Annotated in this window: 24 protein-coding genes; 11 read left to right on the top strand and 13 right to left on the bottom strand. The window is 58.3% G+C overall.

Features of this window, described 5'->3' with window-relative positions; genetic code table 11:
- Positions 1 to 7 precede the first annotated feature (7 nt).
- On the top strand, positions 8 to 1,195 hold the full coding sequence (locus DBY73_RS08645) for a glycoside hydrolase family 88 protein (RefSeq protein WP_112010764.1): 1,188 nt from the start codon (positions 8 to 10) through the stop codon (positions 1,193 to 1,195).
- 27 nt (positions 1,196 to 1,222) lie between these two features.
- Here DBY73_RS08645 and lysM read toward each other — a convergent pair whose 3' ends face one another.
- The 5 genes from lysM to qseB form a co-directional block, all read right to left on the bottom strand.
- Complete coding sequence (gene lysM, locus DBY73_RS08640; protein WP_112010763.1) at positions 1,223 to 1,663, bottom strand: peptidoglycan-binding protein LysM; 441 nt, start codon at positions 1,661 to 1,663, stop codon at positions 1,223 to 1,225.
- A 116-nt stretch (positions 1,664 to 1,779) separates the two neighbouring features.
- Positions 1,780 to 2,094: a putative quinol monooxygenase gene (locus DBY73_RS08635; protein ID WP_112010762.1), complete on the bottom strand. Its 315-nt coding sequence runs from the start codon at positions 2,092 to 2,094 to the stop codon at positions 1,780 to 1,782.
- A 30-nt stretch (positions 2,095 to 2,124) separates the two neighbouring features.
- The gene (locus DBY73_RS08630) at positions 2,125 to 2,706 is read right to left on the bottom strand and encodes an NAD(P)H-dependent oxidoreductase (RefSeq protein WP_112010761.1); all 582 of its coding nucleotides are present in this window, start codon (positions 2,704 to 2,706) and stop codon (positions 2,125 to 2,127) included.
- A 104-nt stretch (positions 2,707 to 2,810) separates the two neighbouring features.
- Positions 2,811 to 4,148, bottom strand: coding sequence for a quorum sensing histidine kinase QseC (qseC, locus tag DBY73_RS08625; protein WP_112010760.1), 1,338 nt, complete (start codon positions 4,146 to 4,148; stop codon positions 2,811 to 2,813).
- Complete coding sequence (gene qseB, locus DBY73_RS08620; RefSeq protein ID WP_112010759.1) at positions 4,145 to 4,804, bottom strand: quorum sensing response regulator transcription factor QseB; 660 nt, start codon at positions 4,802 to 4,804, stop codon at positions 4,145 to 4,147. Before qseB ends, qseC begins: the two co-directional genes overlap by 4 nt.
- 138 nt (positions 4,805 to 4,942) lie before the next feature.
- On the opposite strand from qseB, the gene DBY73_RS08615 reads away from it, so the two are divergent.
- The 5 genes from DBY73_RS08615 to DBY73_RS08595 all read left to right on the top strand — a co-directional run bounded on the left by DBY73_RS08615 (position 4,943) and on the right by DBY73_RS08595 (position 12,460).
- Positions 4,943 to 5,344 carry a YgiW/YdeI family stress tolerance OB fold protein gene (locus DBY73_RS08615; RefSeq protein WP_112010758.1) on the top strand — a complete coding sequence of 134 codons (402 nt, stop codon included), beginning with the start codon at positions 4,943 to 4,945 and terminating at the stop codon, positions 5,342 to 5,344.
- A 118-nt stretch (positions 5,345 to 5,462) separates the two neighbouring features.
- The gene (gene parC, locus DBY73_RS08610; protein ID WP_112010757.1) at positions 5,463 to 7,721 is read left to right on the top strand and encodes a DNA topoisomerase IV subunit A; all 2,259 of its coding nucleotides are present in this window, start codon (positions 5,463 to 5,465) and stop codon (positions 7,719 to 7,721) included.
- A gap of 161 nt (positions 7,722 to 7,882) precedes the next feature.
- A complete protein-coding gene (gene plsC / locus DBY73_RS08605; protein WP_112010756.1) occupies positions 7,883 to 8,620 on the top strand; it encodes a 1-acylglycerol-3-phosphate O-acyltransferase in 738 nt (245 codons plus the stop codon).
- 61 nt (positions 8,621 to 8,681) lie between these two features.
- The gene (ftsP, locus tag DBY73_RS08600) at positions 8,682 to 10,094 is read left to right on the top strand and encodes a cell division protein FtsP (RefSeq protein WP_112010755.1); all 1,413 of its coding nucleotides are present in this window, start codon (positions 8,682 to 8,684) and stop codon (positions 10,092 to 10,094) included.
- 188 nt (positions 10,095 to 10,282) lie between these two features.
- On the top strand, positions 10,283 to 12,460 hold the full coding sequence (locus DBY73_RS08595; RefSeq protein ID WP_112010754.1) for a YgiQ family radical SAM protein: 2,178 nt from the start codon (positions 10,283 to 10,285) through the stop codon (positions 12,458 to 12,460).
- Between the two features lie 59 nt (positions 12,461 to 12,519).
- Here the strand turns inward: DBY73_RS08595 and dkgA are convergent, their stop codons facing one another.
- Positions 12,520 to 13,347 (bottom strand): 2,5-didehydrogluconate reductase DkgA, encoded by an 828-nt coding sequence (gene dkgA, locus DBY73_RS08590; RefSeq protein WP_112010753.1) that lies wholly within the window; start codon positions 13,345 to 13,347, stop codon positions 12,520 to 12,522.
- Positions 13,348 to 13,453: 106 nt separating this feature from the next.
- A complete protein-coding gene (gene yqhD, locus DBY73_RS08585) occupies positions 13,454 to 14,617 on the bottom strand; it encodes an alcohol dehydrogenase (protein ID WP_112010752.1) in 1,164 nt (387 codons plus the stop codon).
- 195 nt (positions 14,618 to 14,812) lie between these two features.
- Here yqhD and DBY73_RS08580 point away from each other — a divergent pair, with 195 nt between their 5' ends.
- Positions 14,813 to 15,712: an AraC family transcriptional regulator gene (locus DBY73_RS08580; protein WP_112010751.1), complete on the top strand. Its 900-nt coding sequence runs from the start codon at positions 14,813 to 14,815 to the stop codon at positions 15,710 to 15,712.
- Positions 15,713 to 15,757: 45 nt separating this feature from the next.
- On the opposite strand, the gene yghB is transcribed toward DBY73_RS08580, so the two are convergent.
- Positions 15,758 to 16,417, bottom strand: coding sequence for a DedA family general envelope maintenance protein YghB (gene yghB, locus DBY73_RS08575; RefSeq protein ID WP_112010750.1), 660 nt, complete (start codon positions 16,415 to 16,417; stop codon positions 15,758 to 15,760).
- A gap of 142 nt (positions 16,418 to 16,559) precedes the next feature.
- The gene (gene metC / locus DBY73_RS08570; RefSeq protein ID WP_112010749.1) at positions 16,560 to 17,747 is read right to left on the bottom strand and encodes a cystathionine beta-lyase; all 1,188 of its coding nucleotides are present in this window, start codon (positions 17,745 to 17,747) and stop codon (positions 16,560 to 16,562) included.
- Positions 17,748 to 17,996: 249 nt separating this feature from the next.
- On the opposite strand from metC, the gene exbB reads away from it, so the two are divergent.
- Positions 17,997 to 18,728, top strand: coding sequence for a tol-pal system-associated acyl-CoA thioesterase (exbB, locus tag DBY73_RS08565; RefSeq protein ID WP_112010748.1), 732 nt, complete (start codon positions 17,997 to 17,999; stop codon positions 18,726 to 18,728).
- Positions 18,729 to 18,734: 6 nt separating this feature from the next.
- Positions 18,735 to 19,160, top strand: coding sequence for a TonB system transport protein ExbD (exbD, locus tag DBY73_RS08560; RefSeq protein WP_112010747.1), 426 nt, complete (start codon positions 18,735 to 18,737; stop codon positions 19,158 to 19,160).
- Positions 19,161 to 19,197: 37 nt separating this feature from the next.
- On the opposite strand, the gene DBY73_RS08555 is transcribed toward exbD, so the two are convergent.
- Together DBY73_RS08555 and DBY73_RS08550 are read right to left on the bottom strand one after the other, a co-directional pair.
- Positions 19,198 to 19,638, bottom strand: coding sequence for a cytoplasmic protein (locus DBY73_RS08555; RefSeq protein ID WP_112010945.1), 441 nt, complete (start codon positions 19,636 to 19,638; stop codon positions 19,198 to 19,200).
- Position 19,639: 1 nt separating this feature from the next.
- A complete protein-coding gene (locus DBY73_RS08550; protein WP_112010746.1) occupies positions 19,640 to 20,044 on the bottom strand; it encodes a hypothetical protein in 405 nt (134 codons plus the stop codon).
- Positions 20,045 to 20,147: 103 nt separating this feature from the next.
- Here DBY73_RS08550 and DBY73_RS08545 point away from each other — a divergent pair, with 103 nt between their 5' ends.
- Complete coding sequence (locus DBY73_RS08545; protein ID WP_112010745.1) at positions 20,148 to 20,651, top strand: ESA_00282 family adhesion-associated protein; 504 nt, start codon at positions 20,148 to 20,150, stop codon at positions 20,649 to 20,651.
- A gap of 81 nt (positions 20,652 to 20,732) precedes the next feature.
- Positions 20,733 to 21,221 carry a TIGR00645 family protein gene (locus DBY73_RS08540; protein ID WP_112010744.1) on the top strand — a complete coding sequence of 163 codons (489 nt, stop codon included), beginning with the start codon at positions 20,733 to 20,735 and terminating at the stop codon, positions 21,219 to 21,221.
- A gap of 123 nt (positions 21,222 to 21,344) precedes the next feature.
- On the opposite strand, the gene DBY73_RS08535 is transcribed toward DBY73_RS08540, so the two are convergent.
- Both DBY73_RS08535 and DBY73_RS08530 read right to left on the bottom strand, forming a co-directional pair.
- On the bottom strand, positions 21,345 to 22,385 hold the full coding sequence (locus DBY73_RS08535; RefSeq protein ID WP_112010743.1) for an aldo/keto reductase: 1,041 nt from the start codon (positions 22,383 to 22,385) through the stop codon (positions 21,345 to 21,347).
- A 163-nt stretch (positions 22,386 to 22,548) separates the two neighbouring features.
- The gene (locus tag DBY73_RS08530) at positions 22,549 to 24,972 is read right to left on the bottom strand and encodes an autotransporter outer membrane beta-barrel domain-containing protein (protein WP_258458416.1); all 2,424 of its coding nucleotides are present in this window, start codon (positions 24,970 to 24,972) and stop codon (positions 22,549 to 22,551) included.
- Positions 24,973 to 25,217: the final 245 nt, after the last annotated feature.

The following is a 25,217-nucleotide window of genomic DNA, read 5'->3' as shown; positions in this document are numbered from 1 at the left end:
CCGAAATATGTTAAGTCGTATCAAAGAAGAACGTCTGCCTGTTATCGCTGCGCCCGTTGACTCCCGCGCATTCAGCGATGAACTGAATTCGGCGCGCAGACACGTTCTTGACCTGATTAGCCGTCATTTAACGGAGTTCGGCGACAAATTCCCGGCGGAAACCTGCCAGAACGGTTTTTATCCGCTGACCGACAACGTAGAGTGGACCACCAGCTTCTGGACCGGACAGCTCTGGCTCGCCTGGGAGATGAGCGGCGAGGAAAAATTCCGCGCGATGGCGGAAAAGCACGTCCGCTCGTTTGGCCTGCGCATCGCCGGGCGTCATGACACCAACACCCACGATTTAGGCTTCCTGTACACGCTCTCCTGCGTGGCGGCCTGGCGATTAACGGGCAACCGCGAAGCGCGCGGCTTCTCGCTGCTGGCGGCGGAAGCCCTGCTGGAGCGCTTTCACGAGAAGGCGAAGATCGTTCAGGCGTGGGGCGATCTTGCCGATCCCGAGCAGGCCGGGCGAATGATCATCGACTGCAACATGAACCTGCCGCTGCTCTACTGGGCGACCGAGCAGACGGGCGATCCGCGCTTTGCCAACGCCGCGAAGGCGCACGTGATGCAGGCGGCAACGTACCTGGTCCGCGACGACGCCTCAACGTTCCATACCTACTACATGGACGTGGCCACGGGCGCGGCGCGCTACGGCAATACCCAGCAGGGCTACGCGGACGACTCCTGCTGGTCGCGCGGGCAGGCGTGGGGGATTTATGGTTTCCTGCTGAGCTATATCTACACCGGCGATAGCACCATGATTGTTCTGTCAAAACGGCTGGCGAACTACTTCCTCAACCGCCTGCCGGAGGACTACGTTTGCCACTGGGATCTGGCGCTGGTGGGTACCGACGCCCTGCGCGACGCCTCCTCTGCGGCGATCGCCGCGTGCGGCCTGCTGGAGCTGGTGAAGCATCTGCCGGTGACCGATCCGGATCGCGAGCGCTATCTGGACTGGGCGAAAGCGATCGTCTCTTCGCTGACGAAGCATTACCTGATGGGCAAAGAGGAGAGCGGTACCGGGCTGCTGAAGCACTCGGTTTACCATCTCGCAAGCAATAAAGGCGTGGATGAATGCGCAAGCTGGGGAGATTACTTCTACGTAGAGGCGCTGATGCGGTTAACGCAGAGCTGGAAGCCGTACTGGTAAAAGTCGGGGCGAACCCCGACGCACAGGTTACGCCTTAGGAATACGCAGCGTCTGCCCCGGATAGATTTTATCCGGGCTGGAGAGCATCGGGCGGTTGGCCTCGAAAATCTTGTTGTACTGGTTGGCGTCGCCGTATACGGTTTTCGAGATGGCGCTCAGGGTATCGCCGGATTTCACCGTATAGTAGGTGGCTTCGTCTTTGGCATCCGTCGCGGTGATGTTGTTCTCCACCTCGCTGACGCCTGCGATGTTACCGACCGCGACCTGGATTTTCTCTTTCTGCTCCTGGGTCAGCCCGTCGCCCGTGACGCTGGCTTTGCCGTCGGTCACGTTGACCTGCACTTTATCTGCACCGGGAATGTTGAGTTTCTTAAGGTGTTCCGTGACCTTGTCGGACTGGCCCTTGTGGTCAGTCAGGTTGTCCCAGAGCTTTTCGCCCGCTTCTTTCACGAAGTTAAAAAGTCCCATTCCTTCCTCCTGTTAGACATGACGTCAGAATAAGCATAGCAGTTGGGCGATAAGGCGATAAAAAAAGCCCGGTAGCGCTAACGCTTGCCGGGCCTGAAGAGAGGGGGAGGGGAAACTTAAACCCCTTGCTCCAGAATGCGGATGTGGGTTTCCAGCACGTCGCCTTTCACCGCGTCGCCCCACGCCTTCATGTGCGCGGTTTGCAGATGCGCTTCAAGATGCGCGACGGTTTCCCACTGTTCAACCATGATGATGGAGTCCGGCGCGGTGGCCTGGAAGCTCGCCTCTGTAGCAGCATCCACCATCGGCGCATAGCCGTGGCAGCCTTCTTCTTTCAGCACGGTCGGGATAATTTTCGCGAACTGATCCAGCACGGCCTGACGGTGATGTTGGCCCGGACGCGTACGGATTTCAGCAATAACGGTAAGCATAATTAACTCCTTCTAATTCCAGCCTAACAGTTAAGCAAAAATTTCCGCCAGATGCTTGCGATATTCTGCGATATAGCGCGGGACGTCAGGCATTTTAATCACGTCGTTAACGATAAAGGTCGGCAGCGGCTCCATGCCGAGGAACTGGTTGGCCTTGTGGAACGGCAGATACGCGCCGTCTACGCCCACGCCTTCGAAGAACTGATCGCTCTCGGTGAAGGCCTCCAGCGGGGCGTTCCAGGTCAGGGAGAGCATATATTTTTTGCCCTGAATCAGGCCGCCGGAGCCGTATTTTTTAGACGCGTCGGAGCGGGTGCGGCCGTCGCTGGCGTACAGCGAACCGTGGCCTTCGGTGAACACGTCGTCGATGTATTTTTTCACCGTCCACGGCGCGCCCATCCACCAGCCCGGCATCTGCCAGATGATGGTATCGGCCCACAGGAAGTTCTGCACTTCCGCCTTAACATCGTAATCGCCGTCCGCGCGCACGACCTTAACATCATGCCCGGCGTCGCGCAGGAAGCCGTCCGCGACCTCGGTCAGGGTGTCATTCAGCTGGCCTTTAGAGTGCGCAAATTCTTTTGCGCCGTTGATAATCAGAATGTTGCTCATTATTTGTCCTCGATGGGGAGAGTATGCCGGGCATTGTACGCGCGAGAGCGGACCGGAAAAATGAGCAAAATGTGTAAAGTCTTTTGCGTGTGGCGCAATAATCCCTATCCGCTTACCGTCACCCTGAAGCCGCCGTCAGGGGCATTGTTCATGGCGACGCGCATGCCGTGCAGGGCGGCAATCCGCTTCACGATGGATAAGCCCAGCCCGCTGCCGGTCTCATCCTGCCCCGGCGGGCGGTAAAAGCGCTCGCCGATGCGGGCCAGCGCGTCGGGGGCAATGCCGGGGCCGTTGTCCTGAACGGTGAAGCCGTGGGCGTCGAGCGTTACGTCGACCACGCTGCCGCGCGGGCTGTAGCGCACGGCGTTATCCAGAAGGTTGCGAACCAGCAGGCCGAGCAGCAGCGGCTGGCAGGCGCGCGTGACGTGCGGGGTGTTGACGTTCAGCCGGACCTCAATGCCCGCCTGCTGCGCCGGATGGTAGATATCCATCACCGCCGACTGGAGTAAATCCGCCATCGCCACGGTTTCTACGTCGTCAAGGTTATCCAGCGAATCCAGCCGGGAGAGCGTCAGGAGCTGATCCACCAGCCGGGACGCGCGATCGATGCCCGCGTGCAGCTGCGCCAGCGCCCTGGCCTGCGCCTGCGGATCGTCCACGTACAGCTGCGCCACGTCGGTTTGCACCTTCAGCGCCGCCAGCGGGCTGCGCAGCTCGTGGGCGGCGTCTGAGGTGAAGCGGCGCTCGCGGGCCATCATCTCCTGCGTGCGCGCAAACAGATGGTTGAGCGCGTCGAGCAGCGGGCGCACCTCCGTCGGCACGCCGTCGGTGGGCAGGCTGTCCGTGGCGTCCGGCGAGCGCCAGCGCAGCGTCTGCGCCAGCTTTTTCAGCGGCCTGAGCTCGCGGCTCAGCAGCAGGATCAGCAGAAGCAGCATCACGGGCAGCGCGACCAGCCACGGCGTCAGCTGCGAGCTGACCACGTCCAGCGCCATCTCCTGGCGGTACTCCCACTCCTGCCCGACCACCACGCGGTGCTTGCCGTCCGGAGACGTTAGCCACAGGAAGCGCCATTCGTCGCTATCGTCAATCAGCCGTCCGTCGTCAAACCCGTCGCGGCGATAGTGATACGGAATGTCGCGCCCGTTTTCACCGTCGTTGAGCACCATTTTGCCGTCGGTGTCGAAGATGGCGAACGCCAGCGCGTCGTCGTCCAGATGCCCGTGTTTGGCCTTTTTCGGCACCTCGCGCATCCGTTCCGGCGCACGGATCTCGTCCAGATCCATCGTCAGCAGGCGCTTGGCAAACAGCATCTGCTGGGTATCGAATAATTTATCGAGCTTATGTGCGGTCTGCTGCCAGGCGACGATGCTGGCGGCAAACCAGGCGGCCAGCGAGAGCAAAAGGAAGAGGAGCGTCAGGCGCAGCTTCAGGCTTAGCTTCATGCGTCCCCCAGGGTATAGCCGATGCCGTGTACGGTGCGGATAAACCCGCTGCCGAGCTTGCGGCGAAGATGGTGAACGTGGACCTCCACGGCGTTGCTGGAGACGTCGTCATCCCAGCCGTAGAGCTTTTCTTCAATCTGCCTGCGCGGCAGCACCCGTCCGGCGTTGCGCATCAGCAGCTCCAGCAGGGCAAACTCTTTGGGCTTGAGGGTGAGGGTTGCGCCGTCCAGCGTGGCGACCAGGCTTGTCGGGTCAAGCGTTACCCTGCCGTGACGCAGCTCGCTGCGCGTCTGGCCGTGGCTGCGGCGCACCAGCGCTTCTAGCCGCGCCGCCACTTCAATCAGCGCGAAGGGCTTACAAAGGTAGTCATCCGCGCCCAGGCGCAGCCCGTCGACGCGCTGGTTCAGCGCATCCCGCGCCGTTAAGATCAGCACCGGCTCGCTGCGCCCGCCTTCGCGCCATTCGCGCAGGATGTCGAGACCGTCCATTTCCGGCAGCGTCAGGTCAAGCACCACGGCATCGTAGGGGGCGGAATAGAGCGCCGCGCGGCCGGTTTTGCCGTCGGTGAACCAGTCCACGCTAAACCCCATTTTAGTCAGCCCGGCCTTGATGCCGTCGCCAATCAGCCTGTCGTCTTCTACCAGTAAAATGCGCATGTTCCCTCCTTGATGCCGCCAGTAAACCTTCTGTTTACCTGCGCTGTACAGAAAAAATAAATAAATTTTCCCCTTAAGAAGTTGTTAAGGATTACCCTGTTTAATGGACTGCGAAACGACATTAAAGGGAGAGTTAAGATGAAAAAATACGCTGCAATTGCTGCCATCATGATGATGACCACGGCCCCCGTTTTTGCTGCGCAGGGCGGTTTTAACGGCCCGTCCGCCACCGCCGCGCCGACGCAAACCCAGCAGGGCGGTTTTGTTGATAACGACGCGAACCTTACCACGGCGGTGAAAGCGAAGGATTTGCCTGATGACCGCTGGGTTAAGCTGCGCGGGAACATCACCGAGCGCCTGTCCGACGACCGCTACACCTTCCGCGACGAAACCGGCACGGTGGTGGTTGAGATCGACCACAAGCGCTGGAACGGCGTGACCGTCAGCCCGCAGGATAAGTTAGAACTGCAGGGTAAAGTCGATAAAGACTGGAACGAGTTTGAAATCGACGTGAAGCAGGTTATCAAGCTGAACAAATAACCCGGAAAGGGCCGCTGATGCGGCCCTTTTTCTTTGTGACTCAACTCGCCAGATAGGGTAGTATCTGCGGCAATATTGCCTGAAACCCATCGGTTTCTGAGTTGAGGAATCACACGTAATGAGCGATATGGCAGAGCGCCTCGCGCTACATGAATTCACGGAAAATGCCTACCTGAACTACTCCATGTACGTCATCATGGACAGGGCATTGCCGTTCATCGGGGATGGCCTGAAGCCCGTTCAGCGCCGCATCGTCTATGCGATGTCCGAGCTGGGGCTGAGCGCCAGCGCCAAGTTTAAGAAGTCCGCCCGTACCGTCGGGGACGTGCTGGGTAAATACCATCCGCACGGCGACAGCGCCTGCTATGAAGCAATGGTGCTGATGGCGCAGCCGTTCTCCTACCGCTACCCGCTGGTAGACGGGCAGGGAAACTGGGGCGCGCCGGACGATCCGAAATCCTTCGCGGCGATGCGTTATACCGAATCCCGCCTGTCCAAATACGCCGAAGTGCTGCTCGGCGAGCTGGGCCAGGGAACGGTCGACTGGGTGCCAAACTTCGACGGCACGATGCAGGAGCCGAAAATGCTGCCTGCGCGCCTGCCGAACATCCTGCTGAACGGCACCACCGGTATTGCGGTGGGCATGGCGACGGACATTCCGCCGCACAACCTGCGTGAAGTGGCAAAAGCCGCCATCACCCTGATTGAACAGCCGAAAACCTCGCTCGACGAGCTGCTGGATATCGTGCAGGGGCCGGACTACCCGACCGAAGCCGAAATCATCACCTCGCGTGCGGAAATCCGCAAAATTTACCAGAACGGCCGCGGCTCCGTGCGCATGCGCGCCGTCTGGAATAAAGAGGACGGCGCCGTGGTGATCACCGCGCTGCCGCACCAGGTTTCCGGCGCGAAGGTGCTGGAGCAGATCGCCGCCCAGATGCGCAACAAAAAGCTGCCGATGGTGGACGACCTGCGCGATGAGTCTGACCACGAGAACCCAACCCGTCTGGTCATCGTGCCGCGCTCCAACCGCGTCGACATGGAGCAGGTAATGAACCACCTGTTCGCAACGACCGACCTGGAAAAAAGCTATCGCATCAACCTGAACATGATTGGCCTCGACGGCCGCCCGGCGGTGAAAAACCTGCTGGAGATCCTCACCGAATGGCTGGCCTTCCGCCGCGATACGGTGCGCCGTCGTCTGAACCATCGCCTGGAAAAAGTGCTTAAGCGCCTGCACATCCTCGAAGGCCTGCTCGTGGCGTTCCTCAACATCGACGACGTGATCGAGATCATTCGCACCGAGGACGAACCGAAGCCCGCGCTGATGTCGCGCTTTGGCATCAGCGAAACCCAGGCCGAGGCGATCCTCGAGCTGAAGCTGCGCCATCTCGCCAAACTGGAAGAGATGAAGATCCGCGGCGAGCAGAGCGAGCTGGAAAAAGAGCGCGATCAGCTGCAGGCGATCCTGGCGTCCGAGCGCAAGATGAATACCCTGCTGAAGAAAGAGCTGCAGGCGGATGCCGACGCGTTTGGCGACGACCGTCGTTCTCCGCTGCACGAGCGTGAAGAAGCGAAGGCGATGAACGAACACGACATGCTGCCGTCCGAGCCGGTCACGATCGTGCTGTCTCAGAGCGGCTGGGTGCGCAGCGCCAAAGGCCACGACATCGACGCGCCGGGGCTGAGCTACAAGGCGGGCGACAGCTTCAAGGCGGCGGTGAAGGGCAAGAGCAACCAGCCGGTGGCGTTTATCGACTCCACGGGCCGCAGCTACGCCATCGATCCGATCACCTTGCCTTCCGCACGCGGCCAGGGCGAGCCGCTGACCGGCAAGCTGACGCTGCCGCCGGGCGCGACGGTTGACCATATGCTGATGGAAGCCGATGAGCAGAAGCTGCTGATGGCCTCCGACGCGGGCTACGGCTTTATCTGCACCTTTAACGACCTCGTGTCGCGCAACCGCGCGGGCAAAGCGCTGATCAGCCTGCCGGACAACGCCCGCGTCATGACGCCGCTGGTGATCGAGAACGACAGCGACATGCTGCTGGCGATCAGCGCGGCCGGACGCATGCTGATGTTCCCGGTCAGCGATCTGCCGGAGCTGTCTAAAGGCAAGGGTAACAAGATCATTAACATTCCGTCCGCGGAAGCGGCAAAAGGCGAGGATGGCCTTGCGCACCTGTTGATTCTGCCGCCGCAGAGCACGCTGACCATCCACGTCGGCAAGCGTAAGATCAAGCTTCGTCCGGAAGAGCTGCAGAAAGTGGTAGGTGAGCGCGGTCGCCGCGGCTCGCTGATGCGCGGGCTGCAGCGTATTGACCGCATCGACGTGGATTCCCCTGCGCGCAGCAGCGCGGGCGACAGCGAAGAGTAAGCGGTTTGTCCCCCTCCGCCCGGGAGGGGGATATCATTAAAATTTCCCGTAAAATCATTGTTAATTCGTGCGTTGCGATTAACAATACGCGCTCGTAATAAAGTCCTTACCTGGCCACAGGTGAAGTATAATTGTCAGCTGTTGGGGCTTCAGAGGTCGCTATGCTATACATTGTTCGTCTCGTTCTTACCGTCATCTACTGCATTCTGGTCTGTGTTTTCGGCTGCATCTACTGCCTGTTCAGCCCGCGTAACCCGAAGCATGTCGCGACGTTTGGCCACATGTTTGGCCGCCTTGCGCCGCTGTTCGGCCTGAAGGTTGAAAAGCGTCTGCCGGAAGGGGCAGAGAACTTCGGTAACGCCATTTATATCGCCAACCATCAGAATAACTACGATATGGTCACGGCTTCCAATATTGTGCTGCCGCCGACCGTCACCGTGGGCAAAAAGAGCCTGCTGTGGATCCCGTTCTTCGGCCAGCTGTACTGGCTGACCGGAAACCTGCTGATTGACCGCAACAACCGCGCAAAGGCGCACGGCACCATTGCGGAAGTGGTTAATCACTTTAAGAAGCGCAAAATCTCTATCTGGATGTTTCCGGAAGGGACGCGCAGCCGCGGTCGCGGCCTGCTGCCGTTCAAAACGGGCGCGTTTCATGCCGCAATTGCGGCAGGCGTTCCAATTATTCCCGTGTGCGTTTCAAATACTTCGAATAAGATTAATCTTAACCGCCTGAACAACGGGCTGGTGATCGTTGAAATGCTGCCGCCGGTGGATACCAGCAAGTACGGTAAAGACCAGGTGCGCGAGCTGGCAGCACACTGCCGCGAGATAATGGCTCAGCACATTGCGCTCCTCGACAAAGAAGTCGCAGAGAGAGAAGCCGCCGGTAAAATCTAATCCGGCCATGAGATCAGGGAAAACGATTCCCGCGTTGTTAATCGTTTCAGATGGAGCTTATATGTCACTCAGTCGGCGTCAATTTATTCAGGCTTCGGGGATCGCCCTTTGTGCGGGCGCGATACCCTCGACAGCCAGCGCCGCCGGGCAGCAGCCGCCGCTGCCCATTCCTCCGTTGATTGAATCCCGTCGCGGTCAGCCGCTTTTCCTTACCCTCCAGCGCAGCCACTGGTCCTTTACCCAGGGCACGCGCGCGCCGGTGTGGGGCATTAACGGCCGCTATCTGGGGCCGACGATCCGCGTGTGGAACGGGGATGACGTTAAGCTGATTTACAGTAACCGCACCCCTGAAAACGTGGCGATGACCGTTAGCGGCTTACAGGTGCCCGGTCCGCTGATTGGCGGCCCGGCGCGCATGATGTCGGCCAGCGCCGACTGGGCGCCCGTGCTGCCCATCCGTCAAAGTGCCGCCACGCTGTGGTATCACGCGAATACGCCTAACCGCACCGCGCAGCAGGTTTATAACGGCCTGGCGGGCATGTGGCTGATTGAGGACGAGGTGAGTAAATCGCTGCCGATCCCAAACCACTACGGCGTGGATGATTTCCCGGTCATTATCCAGGACAAGCGCCTGGATAACTTCGGCACGCCGGAGTACAGCGAGCCGGGCAGCGGCGGCTTTGTGGGCGATACGCTGCTGGTGAACGGCGCGCAAAGTCCGTATGTCGAAGTGTCGCGCGGCTGGGTGCGCCTGCGCCTGCTCAACGCCTCGAACTCGCGCCGCTACCAGCTGCAGATGAGCGACGGCCGCGCGCTGCACGTCATTTCGGGCGATCAGGGCTTTTTACCGGCACCGGTTTCCGTTAAGCAGCTGTCGCTGGCGCCGGGCGAGCGGCGTGAAATTCTGGTCGATATGACCAACGGCGATGAAGTGTCCGTCACCTGCGGCGAAGCGGCGAGCATCGTGGACCGCATTCGCGGGTTCTTCGAGCCGTCGAGCATTCTGGTGTCGACGCTGGTCCTGACGCTGCGCCCAACCGGGCTGCTGCCGCTGGTGACCGACAGCCTGCCGATGCGCCTGCTTCCGCAGGAGATCCTGAGCGGCCCGGCGGTGCGCAGCCGCGATATCAGCCTCGGAGACGATCCCGGCATCAACGGCACGCTGTGGGACGTCAACCGCATTGATATTACCGCGCAGCAGGGCACCTGGGAGCGCTGGACGGTTCGTTCGGATATGCCTCAGTCGTTCCATATCGAAGGGGTGAGCTTCCTGATCCGCAACGTGAACGGCGCGATGCCGTTCCCGGAAGATCGCGGCTGGAAAGATACCGTTTGGGTGGACGGGCAGGTTGAGCTGCTGGTCTACTACGGCCAGCCCTCGTGGCCGCACTTCCCGTTCCTGTTCCACAGCCAGACGCTGGAGATGATGGACCGGGGTTCCGTAGGGCAGATGCTGGTGAATCCGGCACCGTAAATTTCACCCCTCACCCCGGCCCTCTCCCCAGAGGGGCGAGGGTGAAAGACCGCTCCTGGCAGTCCCCACTCCCCCTTGGGGAGAGGGTTAAGGTGAGGGGACAACGGCCCGCACAATACCCCTTCAATTCCCCCAGCGATCCAGCGTATAATCCCCGCCCTTTTGTCTATTTTTTCTTCGGAAGCATTATGAGCGCAATTTCCCTGATCCAGCCGGATCGCGACCTCTTCTCCTGGCCCCAGTACTGGGCGGCCTGCTTTGGACCGGCGCCGTTTCTGCCGATGTCCCGGGAAGAGATGGACCAGCTGGGCTGGGATAGCTGCGATATCATTCTGGTGACGGGCGATGCCTACGTCGACCATCCAAGCTTCGGCATGGCGATCTGTGGCCGCATGCTGGAAGCGCAGGGCTTCCGCGTGGGGATCATCGCCCAGCCGGACTGGAACAGCAAAGACGACTTTATGCGTCTGGGGAAACCGAACCTGTTCTTCGGCGTGACCGCGGGCAACATGGACTCGATGATCAACCGCTACACGGCGGACCGCAAGCTGCGCCACGACGATGCCTATACCCCGGATAACGTGGCGGGTAAACGCCCGGACCGCGCGACGCTTGTGTACACCCAGCGCTGTAAAGAGGCGTGGAAAGACGTGCCGGTGATCCTGGGCGGCATTGAAGCGAGCCTGCGCCGCACCGCGCATTACGACTACTGGTCCGACACCGTGCGCCGCTCGGTGCTGGTGGATTCGAAAGCCGACATGCTGATTTACGGCAACGGCGAGCGCCCGCTGGTGGAAGTGGCGCACCGCCTCTCTCAGGGCGAGCCGGTGAGCAGCATTCGCGACGTGCGCAACACCGCGATCATGGTGAAAGAGGCGCTGCCGGGCTGGAGCGGCGTGGATTCGCGCATCATTGACAGACCGGGCAAGATCGACCCAATTCCGCACCCGTACGGAGACGATCTGCCGTGCGCGGATAACAAGCCCGTCGAGCCGAAAAAGGCCGAAGCAAAAGCCATTGTCGTTCAGCCGCCGCGCCCGAAGCCGTGGGAAAAAACCTACGTCCTGCTGCCGTCCTTCGAGAAGGTCAAAGCCGACAAGGTGCTTTACGCCCACGCGTCCCGCATTCTGCATCATGAAACCAACCCGGGCTGCGCCCGCGCGCTGATGCAAAAGCACGGCGAGCGCTTTATCTGGATTAACCCGCCGGCGATCCCGCTCTCCACCGAAGAGATGGACAGCGTCTTCGCGCTGCCCTACAAGCGCGTGCCGCACCCGGCGTACGGCAACGCCCGCATCCCGGCCTACGAGATGATCCGCTTCTCGATCAACATCATGCGTGGCTGCTTCGGCGGCTGCTCCTTCTGCTCGATCACCGAGCACGAAGGGCGCATTATTCAGAGCCGCTCAGAGGACTCGATCATTAACGAGATCGAAGCCATTCGCGATACGGTGCCGGGCTTTACCGGCGTGATCTCCGATCTGGGTGGCCCCACCGCCAACATGTATATGCTGCGCTGCAAGTCACCGCGCGCGGAGCAGACCTGCCGCCGCCTGTCGTGCGTCTATCCGAGCATCTGCGAGCATATGGACACCAACCACGAGCCGACGATCAACCTGTACCGTCGCGCGCGCGATCTGAAAGGCATCAAGAAGATCCTGATCGCCTCCGGCGTGCGCTACGACATCGCCGTGGAAGATCCGCGCTACATTAAAGAGCTTGCGTCGCACCACGTTGGCGGCTATCTGAAGATTGCCCCGGAGCACACCGAAGAAGGCCCGCTGTCGAAAATGATGAAGCCGGGCATGGGCAGCTACGATCGCTTTAAGCAGCTTTTCGACACCTATTCGAAGCAGGCCGGCAAAGAGCAGTATCTGATCCCATACTTTATCTCCGCCCACCCCGGCACGCGCGATGAAGACATGGTGAACCTGGCGCTGTGGCTGAAGCAGCGTCGCTTCCGTCTCGATCAGGTGCAGAACTTCTACCCGTCGCCGCTCGCCAACTCGACGACCATGTATTACACCGGCAAGAACCCGCTGAGTAAGATTGGTTATAAGAGCGAAGACGTAGTGGTGCCGAAGGGGGATAAGCAGCGCCGTTTGCATAAAGCGCTGCTGCGCTATCACGATCCGGCAAACTGGCCGCTGATCCGCCAGGCGCTGGAAGAGATGGGTAAAAAGCACCTGATTGGCTCACGCCGCGACTGCCTGGTGCCTGCGCCAACGCTGGAGGAGATGCGCGAAGCGCGCCGCCAGAACCGCCATACGCGCCCGGCGCTTACCAAGCACACGCCGATTGTGCATCAGCGTTCGAACGGCGGGGCGACGGGAACGAAAAAAGCGGGAAAACGTAAGATCGGATAACGATGATGCCCTCACCCCTCTCCCCGAAGGGGAGAGGGACTTGAATACCGGTGAGGGGATTAACCGCCGAACTGATCCGGATCCGGCCCCAAGCGCTTGCCCTGATCCAGCTTCGCAATCTCACCCAGCTCGTCTTTGTCCAGGCGGAAATCCCAGACGTCGAAGTTCTCGGCGATGCGCGACGGCGTGACCGATTTCGGGATCACCACCAGGCCGCTGTCGAGATGCCAGCGGATAACCACCTGCGCCGGGGTCTTGCCGTATTTATCCGCAAGCTCGCGGATAATTTTCCGATCGAAAACGCCTTCGCCGCCCTGCGCCAGCGGGCTCCAGGACTCGGTCTGGATTTTGTGCGTGGCGTTCCAGGCATGAAGCTGGCGCTGCTGCATCAGCGGGTGCAGCTCGATCTGGTTAATCACCGGTGCGACGCCGGTTTCGTCGATCAGGCGCTGCAGGTGATGAACCTGGAAGTTACACACCCCGATGCTCTTCACCAGCCCCTCTTTTTGCAGCTCAATCATGCCCTTCCAGGCATCCACGTAATGATCGATGGCCGGAACCGGCCAGTGCATTAGATACAGATCGACAAAATCGAGCTGGAGCTTGTCCAGGCTCTCCTGCAGGGCGTCGCGGGGGCGTTTCTGATCGTCGTTCCACAGCTTGGTGGTGATGAAAAGATCGTCGCGGGGCATGCCTGCGCTGGCGAGCGCCTTGCCTACGCCGTCCTCATTTTTGTACGCGGCGGCGGTATCAATCGACCGATAGCCGACTTCCAGCGCTTTATGAATGGCGGAGACGACCTCGTCGTTACCGGCTTTCCATACGCCCAGCCCCAGCTGGGGCATCACGTTGCCGTCCTGAAGCTTGATTACGGTTTGGTTTGCCATTTTTCCTCCTTCAAGTGCGCATCGTCGGAGGGGGCCTCCGACGATGTTGGTTTGCATTAAGTCTGGACGAAATGTCAAAAAACGAAAGGCGCGAGGTTAAAAACGCTTAGCGCGCCGCTTCGTAAATGCGGCGGCTCACGTCCAGGGTGATGTCGCCATTCTCGCCGAGCTGGGTCATGCCGTGCTCTTCCAGTTTTGCCAGCAGGGCAGGGATAGAGCTGCCGTCCAGGCCGTAGCCGGAGAGGCGAGTGGGAACGCCCAGGCTTTCGAAGAAGCTGCGGGTCGCTTCGATCGCGGCGTCGATACGCGCATCGTCAGAACCTTCGGTGATGTTCCACACGCGCTCTGCGTACTGCAGCAGCTTGGCGCGCTTGGCGTCACGTTTCTCATTCCACAGCGCGGGCAGCACGACCGCCAGCGTCTGAGCGTGATCCAGGCCGTGCATCGCCGTCAGCTCGTGGCCCAGCATGTGCGTTGCCCAGTCCTGCGGCACGCCTGCGCCGATCAGGCCGTTCAGCGCCTGGGTGGCCGCCCACATCACGTTGGCGCGCACGTCGTAGTTTTCCGGCTCTTTCAGCGCTTTCGGACCGTCTTCGACCAGCGTCAGCAGAATACCTTCCGCGAAGCGATCCTGAATTTTCGCGTCCACCGGATACGTCACGTACTGCTCAACGGTGTGAACAAACGCGTCGACCACGCCGTTCGCGACCTGGCGGGCGGGGAGGGTGTAGGTGTAAACCGGGTCAAGCACCGCGAAAACGGGCTGAACGTGCTCGTTCATAAACGCCTGCTTGTCGCCGGTGGTTTTACGCGAGATCACCGCGCCTTTGTTGGACTCGGAACCGGTCGCAGGCAGCGTCAGCACGGAGCCCATCGGGATCGCGCTGTTAATGTCGCTTCCGCGGGTTTCCAGAATGTGCCACGGGTCGATACCGTCCGCGTAATGCGCCGCGGCGGCGATGAACTTGGTGCCGTCCAGCACGGAACCGCCGCCAACGGCCAGCAGGAAGGTGATGTTCTCTTCTTTGGCAATCTTGACCGCGTTCATCAGCGTTTCATAAGACGGGTTAGGCTCGATGCCGCCGAACTCGCGCACGTCCAGACCGTCCAGCGCGCTGTAAACCTGATCCAGCACGCCGGTCTTTTTCACGCTGCCGCCGCCGTAGGTGATCAGCACGCGGGCGTCTGCCGGGATTTGGTCACGCAGATCGGCGATAGCGCCTTTACCAAACAGAATGCGGGTGGGGGTGTGAAGATTGAAGTTGTTCATTGCTCGTTCCCTTTAGTGGGTGAAAAACCGCGGTGCCGCAGAGGGCAACCTGATGCTGCACATTGTGGGCGCAGGGCGCTATCCCCTCAATGCACATTCCTGCCGATGTCTTGCCCATTTCTACAGAGGGCTGGAGAAAGTGCGGTAAATTGCGCACACTGCATGGGTCGAAAACCGTATCCGGAGTAGCCCGTAATGAACCGCGATGACATCTGTTTACAGCTCACCTCTCAAATTAAGCGATTGATAGATAATGGAAATGGCGCTGAAGGCGTGCTGCCGGATATTCGTCTGCTTTACGGCACGCAGCCGGGTACGCGCACGCCGGTGATGTACCAGCCGGGCATCGTTTTTCTCTTCTCGGGCCATAAAATTGGCTATATCAACGAGCGCGTGTTCCGCTACGACACCAATGAATACCTGCTGCTGACGGTCCCTTTACCCTTTGAATGTGAAACGTTTGCGACAGAGGCGGTGCCGCTGGCGGGCATTCGCGTTAACGTCGATATTCTCCAGCTGCAGGAGCTGCTGATGGAGATCGGCGAGGACGAGCTTTTTCAGCCGTCGATGGCGGCGAGCGGGATCAACTCCGCGACGCTTTCGGATGAGATCCTGTGCGCCATCGAGCGCCTGCTGGACGTCATGGAAAGGCCGCTGGACGCCCGTATCCTGGGCAAGCAGATTATCCGCGAGATCCTCTACCACGTGCTGCTGGGGCCGGGCGGCGGGGCGCTGCTGGCGCTGGTGAGCCGTCAGACCCACTTCAGCCTGATTAGCCGCGTGTTGAAGCGTATCGAGAGCCAGTACACGGAGAACCTCAGCGTTGACCAGCTGGCCGCGGAAGCGAACATGAGCGTTTCGGCGTTCCACCATAACTTCAAGTCGGTCACCAGCACCTCGCCGCTGCAATACCTGAAAACCTATCGCCTGCACAAGGCGCGGATGCTGATGATCCACGACGGCATGAAGGCCAGCGCGGCGGCGATGCGCGTCGGCTATGAAAGCGCGTCGCAGTTCAGTCGGGAGTTTAAGCGCTACTTCGGCGTGACGCCGGGGGAAGATGCGTCACGTATCAGAACGATGCAGGGAGCGTAGGTTTTTTCCCCTCTCCCCAGCGGGGAGAGGGTCAGGGTGAGGGGATTACGCGCTGCAGTACTTTTTCTTAATCACCATCGCGATAGTCCCCACCAGGCCCGCCACCAGCAGGACAATCGGCAGCACCATCAGGAAGGTCATCACCTGGTCTTCATGACGCTTCACGAACGGGATCATGTTCAGCGCGTAGCCGAGCGTGGTGACCACGCCAACCCACAGCAGGGCGCTCAGCCAGTTGAAGAACTGAAAGCGGCGGTTAGACAGGCCCGAAATGCCCGCCATGGTTGGCAGCAGGGTGCGAACAAACGCCAGGAAACGTCCGGCCAGCAGCGCCAGCAGGCCGTGCTGGTCAAACATGCAGGTCGCGCGCTGATGATATTTATGCGGCAGCTGCGCCAGCCAGCCCTTCACCACGCGCGTGTTGCCAAGCCACCGGCCCTGCAAATAGCTCAGCCAGCAGCCCAGGCTGGCGGCGGAGGTGAGGATCACCATGGTTGACGTAAAGTCCATGACGCCTTTACCGATCAGCGCACCCGCCAGCAGCAGCAGGCTGTCGCCGGGCAGAAATGAGGCTGGCAGGAGTCCATTTTCCAGAAAAAGGGTCGCGAACATCACGAAGTAGACGATACCCACCACGTGCGGGTCCGCCAGCGCGGCAAAATCGTGTTGCCAAAGCGCAGCGATAATATCTTGAATAACAGCCATGGACTTTCCTGTGGAACAGCGGATATGACGCTATTGTACACCCTGTTGACGCTTCTGGGATTGATCGCATGCGCAACTCGCGCAGGGGATTTGGATAATAGTGTCCACAAAAGCGTCCAGAGAATACATTTCAGGCTGCACTCTACACGATACGCTCAAACCCTGCTGCTAAATCGGCAATAAGATCGTCAACATTTTCTAAACCGATGTGTAAACGAATCAGCGTGCCGTCGAAGTCCACTTCGCCATCCGGACGAAGGGCGGCGATCTGCTCCGGCTGGTTAGGTAAAATCAGCGACTCAAACCCGCCCCAGGAATAGGCCATGCTGAAAAGGGCAAAGTTATCCAGATAGCTTGCCAGCTCGTCGTTACTGAGCCGCTTTTTCAGCACGAAGGAGAACAGCCCGCTGCTGCCGGTAAAGTCGCGCTGCCAAAACGCATGGCCTTTGCTGCCGGGGAGCGCCGGGTGGTTAACGCGCTCAACCTGCGGATGCTGCGACAGCCATTGCGCCACCTTCAGGCTGCTTTCATGGTGCTGACGCAGGCGCACGCCCAGCGTGCGGATGCCGCGGCTGGTCATGTAGGCGGTATCGGCGTCGACCATCTGCCCCATCAGGTAGGCATTTTCACGCAGCTGATCCCAGCAGCGCGCGTTGGAAACCGCAGTACCAATCATGCCGTCAGAGTGGCCAATCAGGTATTTGGTGGCGGCCTGAATTGAGATATCAATGTCGAACTCCAGCGCCCTGAACAGCACGCCTGCCGCCCAGGTGTTGTCGATCATGATGATGGCTTCAGGCGCTTTGCTGCGCACGGCCTTCACGATAGCGGGCACGTCGTGCACTTCCATGGTGATGGAGCCGGGGGATTCCAGGAACACGATGCGCGTGTTCGGCTGAATCAGCTCGGCAATGTCTTCACCGATGAGCGGGTCAAACCAGCCGGTAGTGACGCCGAGCCTGCTGAGAATTTTGGTGCAAAAGTCCTGGCTTGGCTCGTAGGCGGTATTGGTCATCAGGATATGGTCGCCCTGTTCGACAAATGCCAGAATCGTATTGGCGACCGCCGCCGCGCCGCAGGGGAACAGCGCGCAGCCCGCGCCGCCCTCCAGCTCGCACATGGCTTCCTGCAGCGAAAAGTGGGTCAGCGTACCGCGACGGCCGTAAAACAGCCCGCCTTTTGCACGGTTGCGCGTGGCGATTTTTTTGTCTTCAACGGTATCAAACACCAGCGAGGAGGCGCGCTGAATCACGCTATTGACCGATCCCTGAGTGTATTTTTTGCTGCGTCCGGCCTGCACCAGCGTGGTATCAAGCTGCTTCTTAGTCATGTTCGCCAACCCTTTTTTATACGTCTGGACGTCCAGACTACCACGACTGAAAAAATCTGCACCTGGATGCTTATCGAATAAGCAGAAAATGTTATGAAAAAACCGCATAAGAAATTTTTACTGCGTAAGCGCAAGGAAAGTGAGCGAAAATTACGGCAGTATGCAAATACTAATGAGAACTACTATCAATTCGGCGACGTTTTGATATTATTAGCTCAGAATTTGTGATTTGCGTCCTGGAGATACAGAGTGGGTAATAATTTGATGCAGACGGACCTCTCCGTTTGGGGCATGTATCAGCATGCTGACATCGTGGTTAAGATTGTGATGATCGGCCTGATTCTGGCGTCCGTGATCACCTGGGCTATCTTCTTCAGCAAGAGCGTTGAGATTATTTCGCAGAAGCGCCGCCTCAAGCGCGAACAGCAGCAGCTGGCCGAAGCCCGCTCTCTGGATCAGGCATCGGACATGACCTCATCCTTCCACGCGAAAAGCCTGACCTCTCTTCTGGTGAACGAAGCGCAGAACGAGCTGGAACTCTCCGCAGGCAGTGAAGATAACGAAGGCATCAAGGAACGTACCGGCTTCCGCCTGGAGCGCCGCGTTGCCGCCGTGGGCCGTCACATGGGCCGCGGCAACGGTTATCTGGCGACCATCGGCGCCATCTCCCCGTTTGTCGGCCTGTTTGGTACGGTCTGGGGCATCATGAACAGCTTTATCGGTATTGCGCAAACGCAAACCACTAACCTGGCCGTCGTTGCGCCGGGCATCGCGGAAGCGCTGCTGGCAACGGCAATTGGCCTGGTGGCCGCTATTCCGGCCGTGGTTATCTACAACATCTTCGCGCGGATGATCGGCAGCTATAAAGCCACGCTGGGCGACGTTGCGGCGCAGGTTCTGCTGCTGCAAAGCCGCGATCTGGACCTCAACGCCAGCTCCGTTAAGCCGGTGCACGCGGCGTCTAAACTGCGCGTAGGTTGATGAACTATGGCGATGCGTCTTAACGAAAACCTGGACGATAACGGCGAAATGCATGAAATCAACGTGACGCCGTTTATCGACGTCATGCTGGTTTTGCTGATTATCTTCATGGTGGCGGCGCCGCTGGCGACCGTTGACGTGAAGGTCAATCTGCCGGCCTCTTCCAGCCAGCCGCAGCCGCGCCCGGAAAAGCCGATCTACCTGTCGGTAAAAGCGGATAAATCGATGTTCCTGGGCAATGACCCGGTCACCGATGCGTCCGTTATTCCTGCGCTGGAGCAGCTTACCGGCGGTAAGAAAGACACCACCGTCTTCTTCCGCGCGGATAAAACCGTCGATTACGAAACCATGATGAAGGTGATGGATACGCTACACCAGGCGGGTTACCTGAAAATTGGTTTAGTCGGCGAAGAGAAAGCGGCCGCGAAATAATCACGAAAGCTGGCGAAAGCCAGCTTTTTTGTTTGCCTTACTTTAAATCCTTTCCTTCTCCGCTATTCGACAGCGCGTCCTCATCCAGCGCGACGCAGGTGACGTTCGACGTGCGGTGCTTACCCTCAGCGAGCTTGCGCGTCAGGCGCAGCGTGGCCGTCTCTCGCGCCAGCAGATACTGGTAATTGGCCTCCAGCCGCCCCAAAATTTTCTCTTTCAGCTCGGGGCGCTGTTCGATGATGCTGTTCATCACGGCGCCGTAAATTTCTTCTTTCACCTGTAGCGCATAAACTTCATGGCGATGCTGCCATTTCAAACGCACCAGGGCCGCCGGAATCGAAATCAAATCCTGAGCGATGCGCGCCATTTCGGCATTTTTGGCGTCTCGTAATACCTCAAGATTTTGCTTTAAGATAAATTCATCACTTTTTTTGTTATCTAAAGTTAAATGGTCATTATTATCTGGCGCTTGTTTCATTTTAATCATCACCCAGGTGATAAAAAATGGGGGTGTTTTTTTCTCGCGTAATTAGATTAAGCCAAATTTCATTGCCCGCTTCATTTATTTCTCGGGTTTTTTCAGTCATTATTTGGCTAAGTTTTTGCGCATCTATTTCGCCCTCGGCCTGAAGATCGTTAAGCAGGTGGACGAAGGCCTCAATTTTTATGGCGCGAAATAAGCGCTCTTTGATATGACGGTCATGCTCTTCCAGCAACATATTACGCGACTTACCCGTTCGGGATACGCCAATTAATATGTCGGATTCATAATCGGAGAGTTTTCTTTTCCCCTGAGTGAAATTAGCCTCTTTTTCTGCTTCCGTCGAAAGCTGTTCCACAGACGTGATGTGGTACTTAGCCGGAACAAGATTGTCGGGCAACATTTTTAATTTCCTTTAATTTCAACAGGGTGGGATTGATAAAGGCGTGAGATTCGTTGACAATATCATGAGGCAATTTTAAAATCAAAAAAAATGGAGCCTACCCATGAACAGCATTTTCTTTACGGTCATAACGTTACTATTATTGACCGCAGGCGTGCTTTTTTTGATGCATGAGTTCAATAAAACTCAGATATCAAAAACGCCCCACGCGACGCCGCAACCGGAGCCGATGTCAAAAGAAGAAGGTGAAGACCATTTCTCCTTATTGATGAACGCGGTTACACCCGTTTGGTACTGGCGGGTTAATCACGAATATATTGATTTTTTACACGCAACAATAAAGCGTATGAACATGTCAGACATTAATGACACGCCGGGCTTGTTTGACGCGCAGCGTCGCTGTAGCGATCTCAATTCAGCGGTCTATAAATATTATGACAATATCAAAAAGCGCTGTCTGAATGGAGAAAAGGTATCCCACTCCGATCTGGACGTATTAAACCTGCGCCAGTGTTTTCGCGAGTTTAGCCTTGAGGCTTATCCGGAGCTGGTGGCGCTGGTGTGGCCAGAGTATGCGCGCCCGGAGGTTAATCCTGACGATGTGTAGGGTCTTTGTTGGTTAGTTGTTGCAAACAGTGAGCGCCGTTGAGATATACTGCGCACTGGTTTCGTTTGCTGACAGGACTTTATGGAACGCTTCTTTGAAAATGCAATGTACGCCTCGCGCTGGATACTTGCCCCCGTCTATTTTGGCCTTTCGCTGGCGCTGATCGCGCTGACGATCAAATTCTTCCAGGAAATCATTCACGTCCTGCCGAACATCTTCTCCATTGCGGAAGCCGATTTAATTCTGGTGCTGCTGTCGCTGGTTGATATGACGCTGGTGGGCGGGCTGCTGGTGATGGTGATGTTCTCCGGCTATGAAAACTTCGTCTCCCAGCTGGATATCGACGAGCGTAAAGAAAAGCTCAACTGGCTGGGCAAAATGGACGCCTCGTCGCTGAAAAACAAAGTTGCCGCGTCGATCGTGGCGATTTCGTCTATCCATTTGCTGCGCGTGTTTATGGATGCGAAGAACGTCCCGGACAACAAGCTGATGTGGTACGTGATTATCCACCTGACGTTTGTGCTGTCGGCATTCGTGATGGGGTACCTGGATAAGATCAGTAAGAAGTAAGTGAATTACAATTATTACCCCTCACCCTAACCCTCTCCCCATAGGGGAGAGGGGACTGCTCGGTGCGGCCTTTCTCCCTCTCCCCTATGGGGAGAGGGCCGGGGTGAGGGGGAAATTCCTTTTCTATTTATCCGACGACGCCTGCCATAAATTCAGCTCTCCGTCCGCGACGTGCTGGTCGATCCGCTTCAGCTCCTCTTCCGTAAAGCGCAGGTTGTTCAGCGCCTGAACGTTCTCTTCCAGCTGCTCCGGTCGGCTGGCACCGATCAGCACCGACGTCACGCGATTGTCCTTCAGCAGCCAGCTCAGCGCCATCTGCGCCATGGTTTGCCCGCGCGCGTGCGCCATTTCATTGAGCAGGTGCAGGCTATTCAGGTTGGCATCGGTGAGCATTTTTTCCGTCAGGCCCCGCACCTTCTTGCCTTCGCGCTGCATGCGCGATCCCTCCGGAATGCCGTTCAGGTATTTTCCCGTCAGCAGCCCCTGCGCCAGCGGCGTAAAGGCGATACAGCCCGTACCGTTTTCCTCCAGCGCGTCAAGCAGGCCGGTTTTATCAACCCAGCGGTTAAGCAGGTTATAGGAAGGCTGGTGGATCAGCAGCGGGATCTTCCACTCGCGCAGCAGGTCGGCCATGGCGCGCGTGCGCTCTGTGGAGTAGGACGAAATCCCCACGTACAGCGCTTTGCCGCTCTGTACGGCGTGCGCCAGCGCGGCGGCGGTCTCTTCCATGGGCGTGTTTTCATCCACGCGGTGAGAATAGAAAATATCGACGTACTCGACGCCCATGCGCTTCAGGCTCTGGTCGAGGCTGGCGAGCAGGTACTTACGCGAGCCGCCCGAGCCGTACGGGCCAGGCCACATGTCATAACCCGCCTTGGTGGAAATAATCAGCTCGTCGCGCAGTCCGGCGAAGTCCTCGCGCAGCAGGCGGCCAAAGTTTTCCTCCGCGCTGCCCGGCGGTGGGCCGTAGTTATTGGCGAGATCGAAATGGGTAATGCCGAGATCGAACGCTTTGCGCAGCAGGGCGCGCTGGTTATCCAGCGGCTGAACGTGGCCGAAGCTGTGCCACAGGCCGAGCGAGAGCGCGGGCAGGCGAAGCCCGCTTTTTCCGCAGTAGCGGTACTGCATGTTCTCATATCGGCCAGCGTAGGGTTGCCAGGACATGATGTCTCCTTTTGTCGATGAATTTTCGAAACAGCGTTTTCATTCTGTTCTTATCAAATCACAAATTGGGGAGAGATGCGATGACGCGCCCGACGGCAAAGGCATTTTCCGCGAGCGCGGGAAGCGGTAGGCCGGGCAGGGTGCCGCCGCCCGGCATTCACGATCAGAAGCTGTAGCTCATACCCGCCTGAACGCTGGCGTCGTTATCCACATCGCCGGTGCCCAGATACACGCCGGTATTGAGGGTGAAGTTGTGGGCGATGGTTGCGTTAACCCCGGCACCGAAGATACCCATCGTGTTGTTATGGCCGGAGGTATTGTGATAATCCGCCGCCTTGATGTCGGTATCGTCGCTGAACTCCGCCTGGAAGCGGGCGTCAATCCACGGCATCACCTTCACGTTGCTGTGCAGATCGCTCAGGGTGGTGGTCAGGCGCAGGCCGGCGCCGCCGTTCCATGAGGAAACCTGGCTGTCGGAGAAGGTCACTTCGCTGTCGGAGAAGCCGTTCGCCCTGGTGCGATCCCAGCCGAGGGTCGCGTACGGCTGCAGTAGCGTTTCGTCAGGCAGCAGCACGTTCACGCCGGTGCGGGCCTGGGCAATATAAAGGCTGCCGTCGGTTGAGCCGTGCAGCGCTTCGGTCATGCCGCTGGTGTCGCCCGTCACGTTGTTCGCGGAAAGGGTATAGCGCATGTCGCCATAGCTGAAGCTGCCGTCGGCGAACAGGCCCCAGCCTTTGCCGTTCAGCGCCTGCTGCCAGCCGCCGTAGAGGCTGTAGTAGTTGCCGTAAACGGTGTCGTTGAAGCCGTCGGCACCGCTGTTGGTGTCCTGCACGCGGCTGCGGGTCCAGGCCAGCGCGATACCGCCGGTAACGCTGTCGCCGTTAGCGGTGTGCGCCGTCCAGTCTACGCCGCCCTGTGCGCCCTGGGTGATGCTCTTGTAGTCAACGTCGTTGCTGAAGTTGCCGTTTTGATACAGGAAGTCGCCCCATACCTGCGCGCCGTCCCGCTGGACGCCCAGCAGATTTGCCAGATGAACCTGATTCATATGGTTTGTGATGTCGTCAGCAACCTGATGGCCCGCCTGCTCGGCCGCGTCCAGGCCGGCAACCAGCCCCTGCACGTCGCTTGCCAGGGAGCCTTGCTCGCTGTTAAAGACCACGTTCCAGCTGTAGCTGTTGTCGGCGGTCAGCAGGGTTTGCGGCGCGTCGTCCGCGGCCACGATATCCAGGCTGTTATCGTAGTTATAGGCACCGCTGCGGTTTTCCACGCTACCCTGGCCGTTGGTGAAGGTCGCGGCAGCGTAGTTCTGCGGCGCGCTGCTGCTGGAGGTGCTGAACGTCCCCAGAACCACGCCGCTTTTGCTTTGCGCCGTCGGCGTAATGCTGGCCACCACGATGGCGTTGTTCGCGCCGGTGATTTTGCCAAAGTTAACGAAGCTGTCGGTGCTCATGGTGACAAGCGCGTTGCTGCCGGTAGACGTGGCGACCAGGGAAGAACCGTCCTGCAGGCTCCAGGTGGTGGAATCGTTAATGGTATCAATGCTGATGCTGTTATCGCTGGTGGTATTCACCGTTTCGAACTCGCTGATTTGCCCGGTAATGGAGCTGCCCGCATCCATGGAGAGCGTGTCGCTGCCGCTGCCGCCGTCCACGTTTCCATCAACGTGGGAGTTATTGGTCAACACCAGCGTGTCATCCCCGGCGCCCGTTTTCACATCGCCGTTCACCGTGGCGTTATTATTCAGGGTAATCGTGGTGTTGCCGCTGTTTTTGCTGGCATCGATGTTGCCGGTAACGGTGCTGTTATCTACCAGAAGGGTATTCGACGAATTGCCCTGAAGCGTGACGTCGCCGTTCACCACGCTTTTATTGGTCAGCGAAAGGTTGGTTGTGCCTTTTTCATTAATTACGCCGATATCGCCGGTGACAATGCTGTTATTCAACGTCAGGCCGGTGTTGGTGGTGCCGTAAACGCCGACGGCCACATCATCGAAAGCGTCAAGGTTGATATTCTTATCGGGATATTTCGCTTTAATTTTTGCCGCGAGGGTATCGATATTTTGCGATATTTCACTCTGGGAAGCGTCAATGGTCGAATTCGTCAGTGAAATTTGGGTATCAGCCTTCAGGCTGCCGGCGTAAATACCGCCTTTATCCATGCTGCTGTTGCTCATGGAAATAGTTTGCTTACCTTCGCCCGCGCTGACGATGCTGCCGTGCAGCTTGCTGCCGTTGGTAATATTCACGGCGTGATCGCCGTTGTCCAGCGGGTCGAGGTATATCGCCGAGCCCATCATATAGGCTTTATCACCCGCCTTTTTTCCTGGAGTATCGTAATAGACGCTGTCGTTCTCCCCGTTCAGCGTGGCGTTATCCACCGTCACGGTGGTATTCGTCTTATGTGCTGCGCTCCCGGCTTCGATCATATCCACGCTCGCGCCGTTATTGACCGTAATATTTGCCGTCCCGCCGCTGCTGCCCTGAATATAGTGCCCGTTCATGTTGGTGCCGGAGACGGTTAATGACTGCGTGTCGCTGCTCTTGCGCGCGCCGTCCATATAAATATTGGTTGAAGTAGCATCGGCCATTACCGCATTGGTAACGCCTCTATCCTGATAATAGTTGTTATCGGTATATTTCGTTAAGCCGCAGGTCTGGGAGGTTGAGCCATTTTGGCATGCGGTTGCGCTCCCGGTGGGTTTTGCGGCCGCCTGCGTACCAAACGAAGCTAAAGCCAATAGGACACACTGTGAGATCAACGACTTTTTCATTAGTTTGCGCATTTTTAAAACTCTGAGATATCAAAAAAAGTGGCCCTCTTTTTAAAAGAAAA

It is taken from the genome of Enterobacter sp. RIT418, from assembly GCF_003057745.1.
In the GTDB taxonomy this organism is placed as follows: Bacteria; Pseudomonadota; Gammaproteobacteria; order Enterobacterales; family Enterobacteriaceae; genus Enterobacter.
The sequence above is the reverse complement of the archived record's forward strand: the minus strand, read 5'-3'. Positions and strand labels throughout refer to the sequence as shown.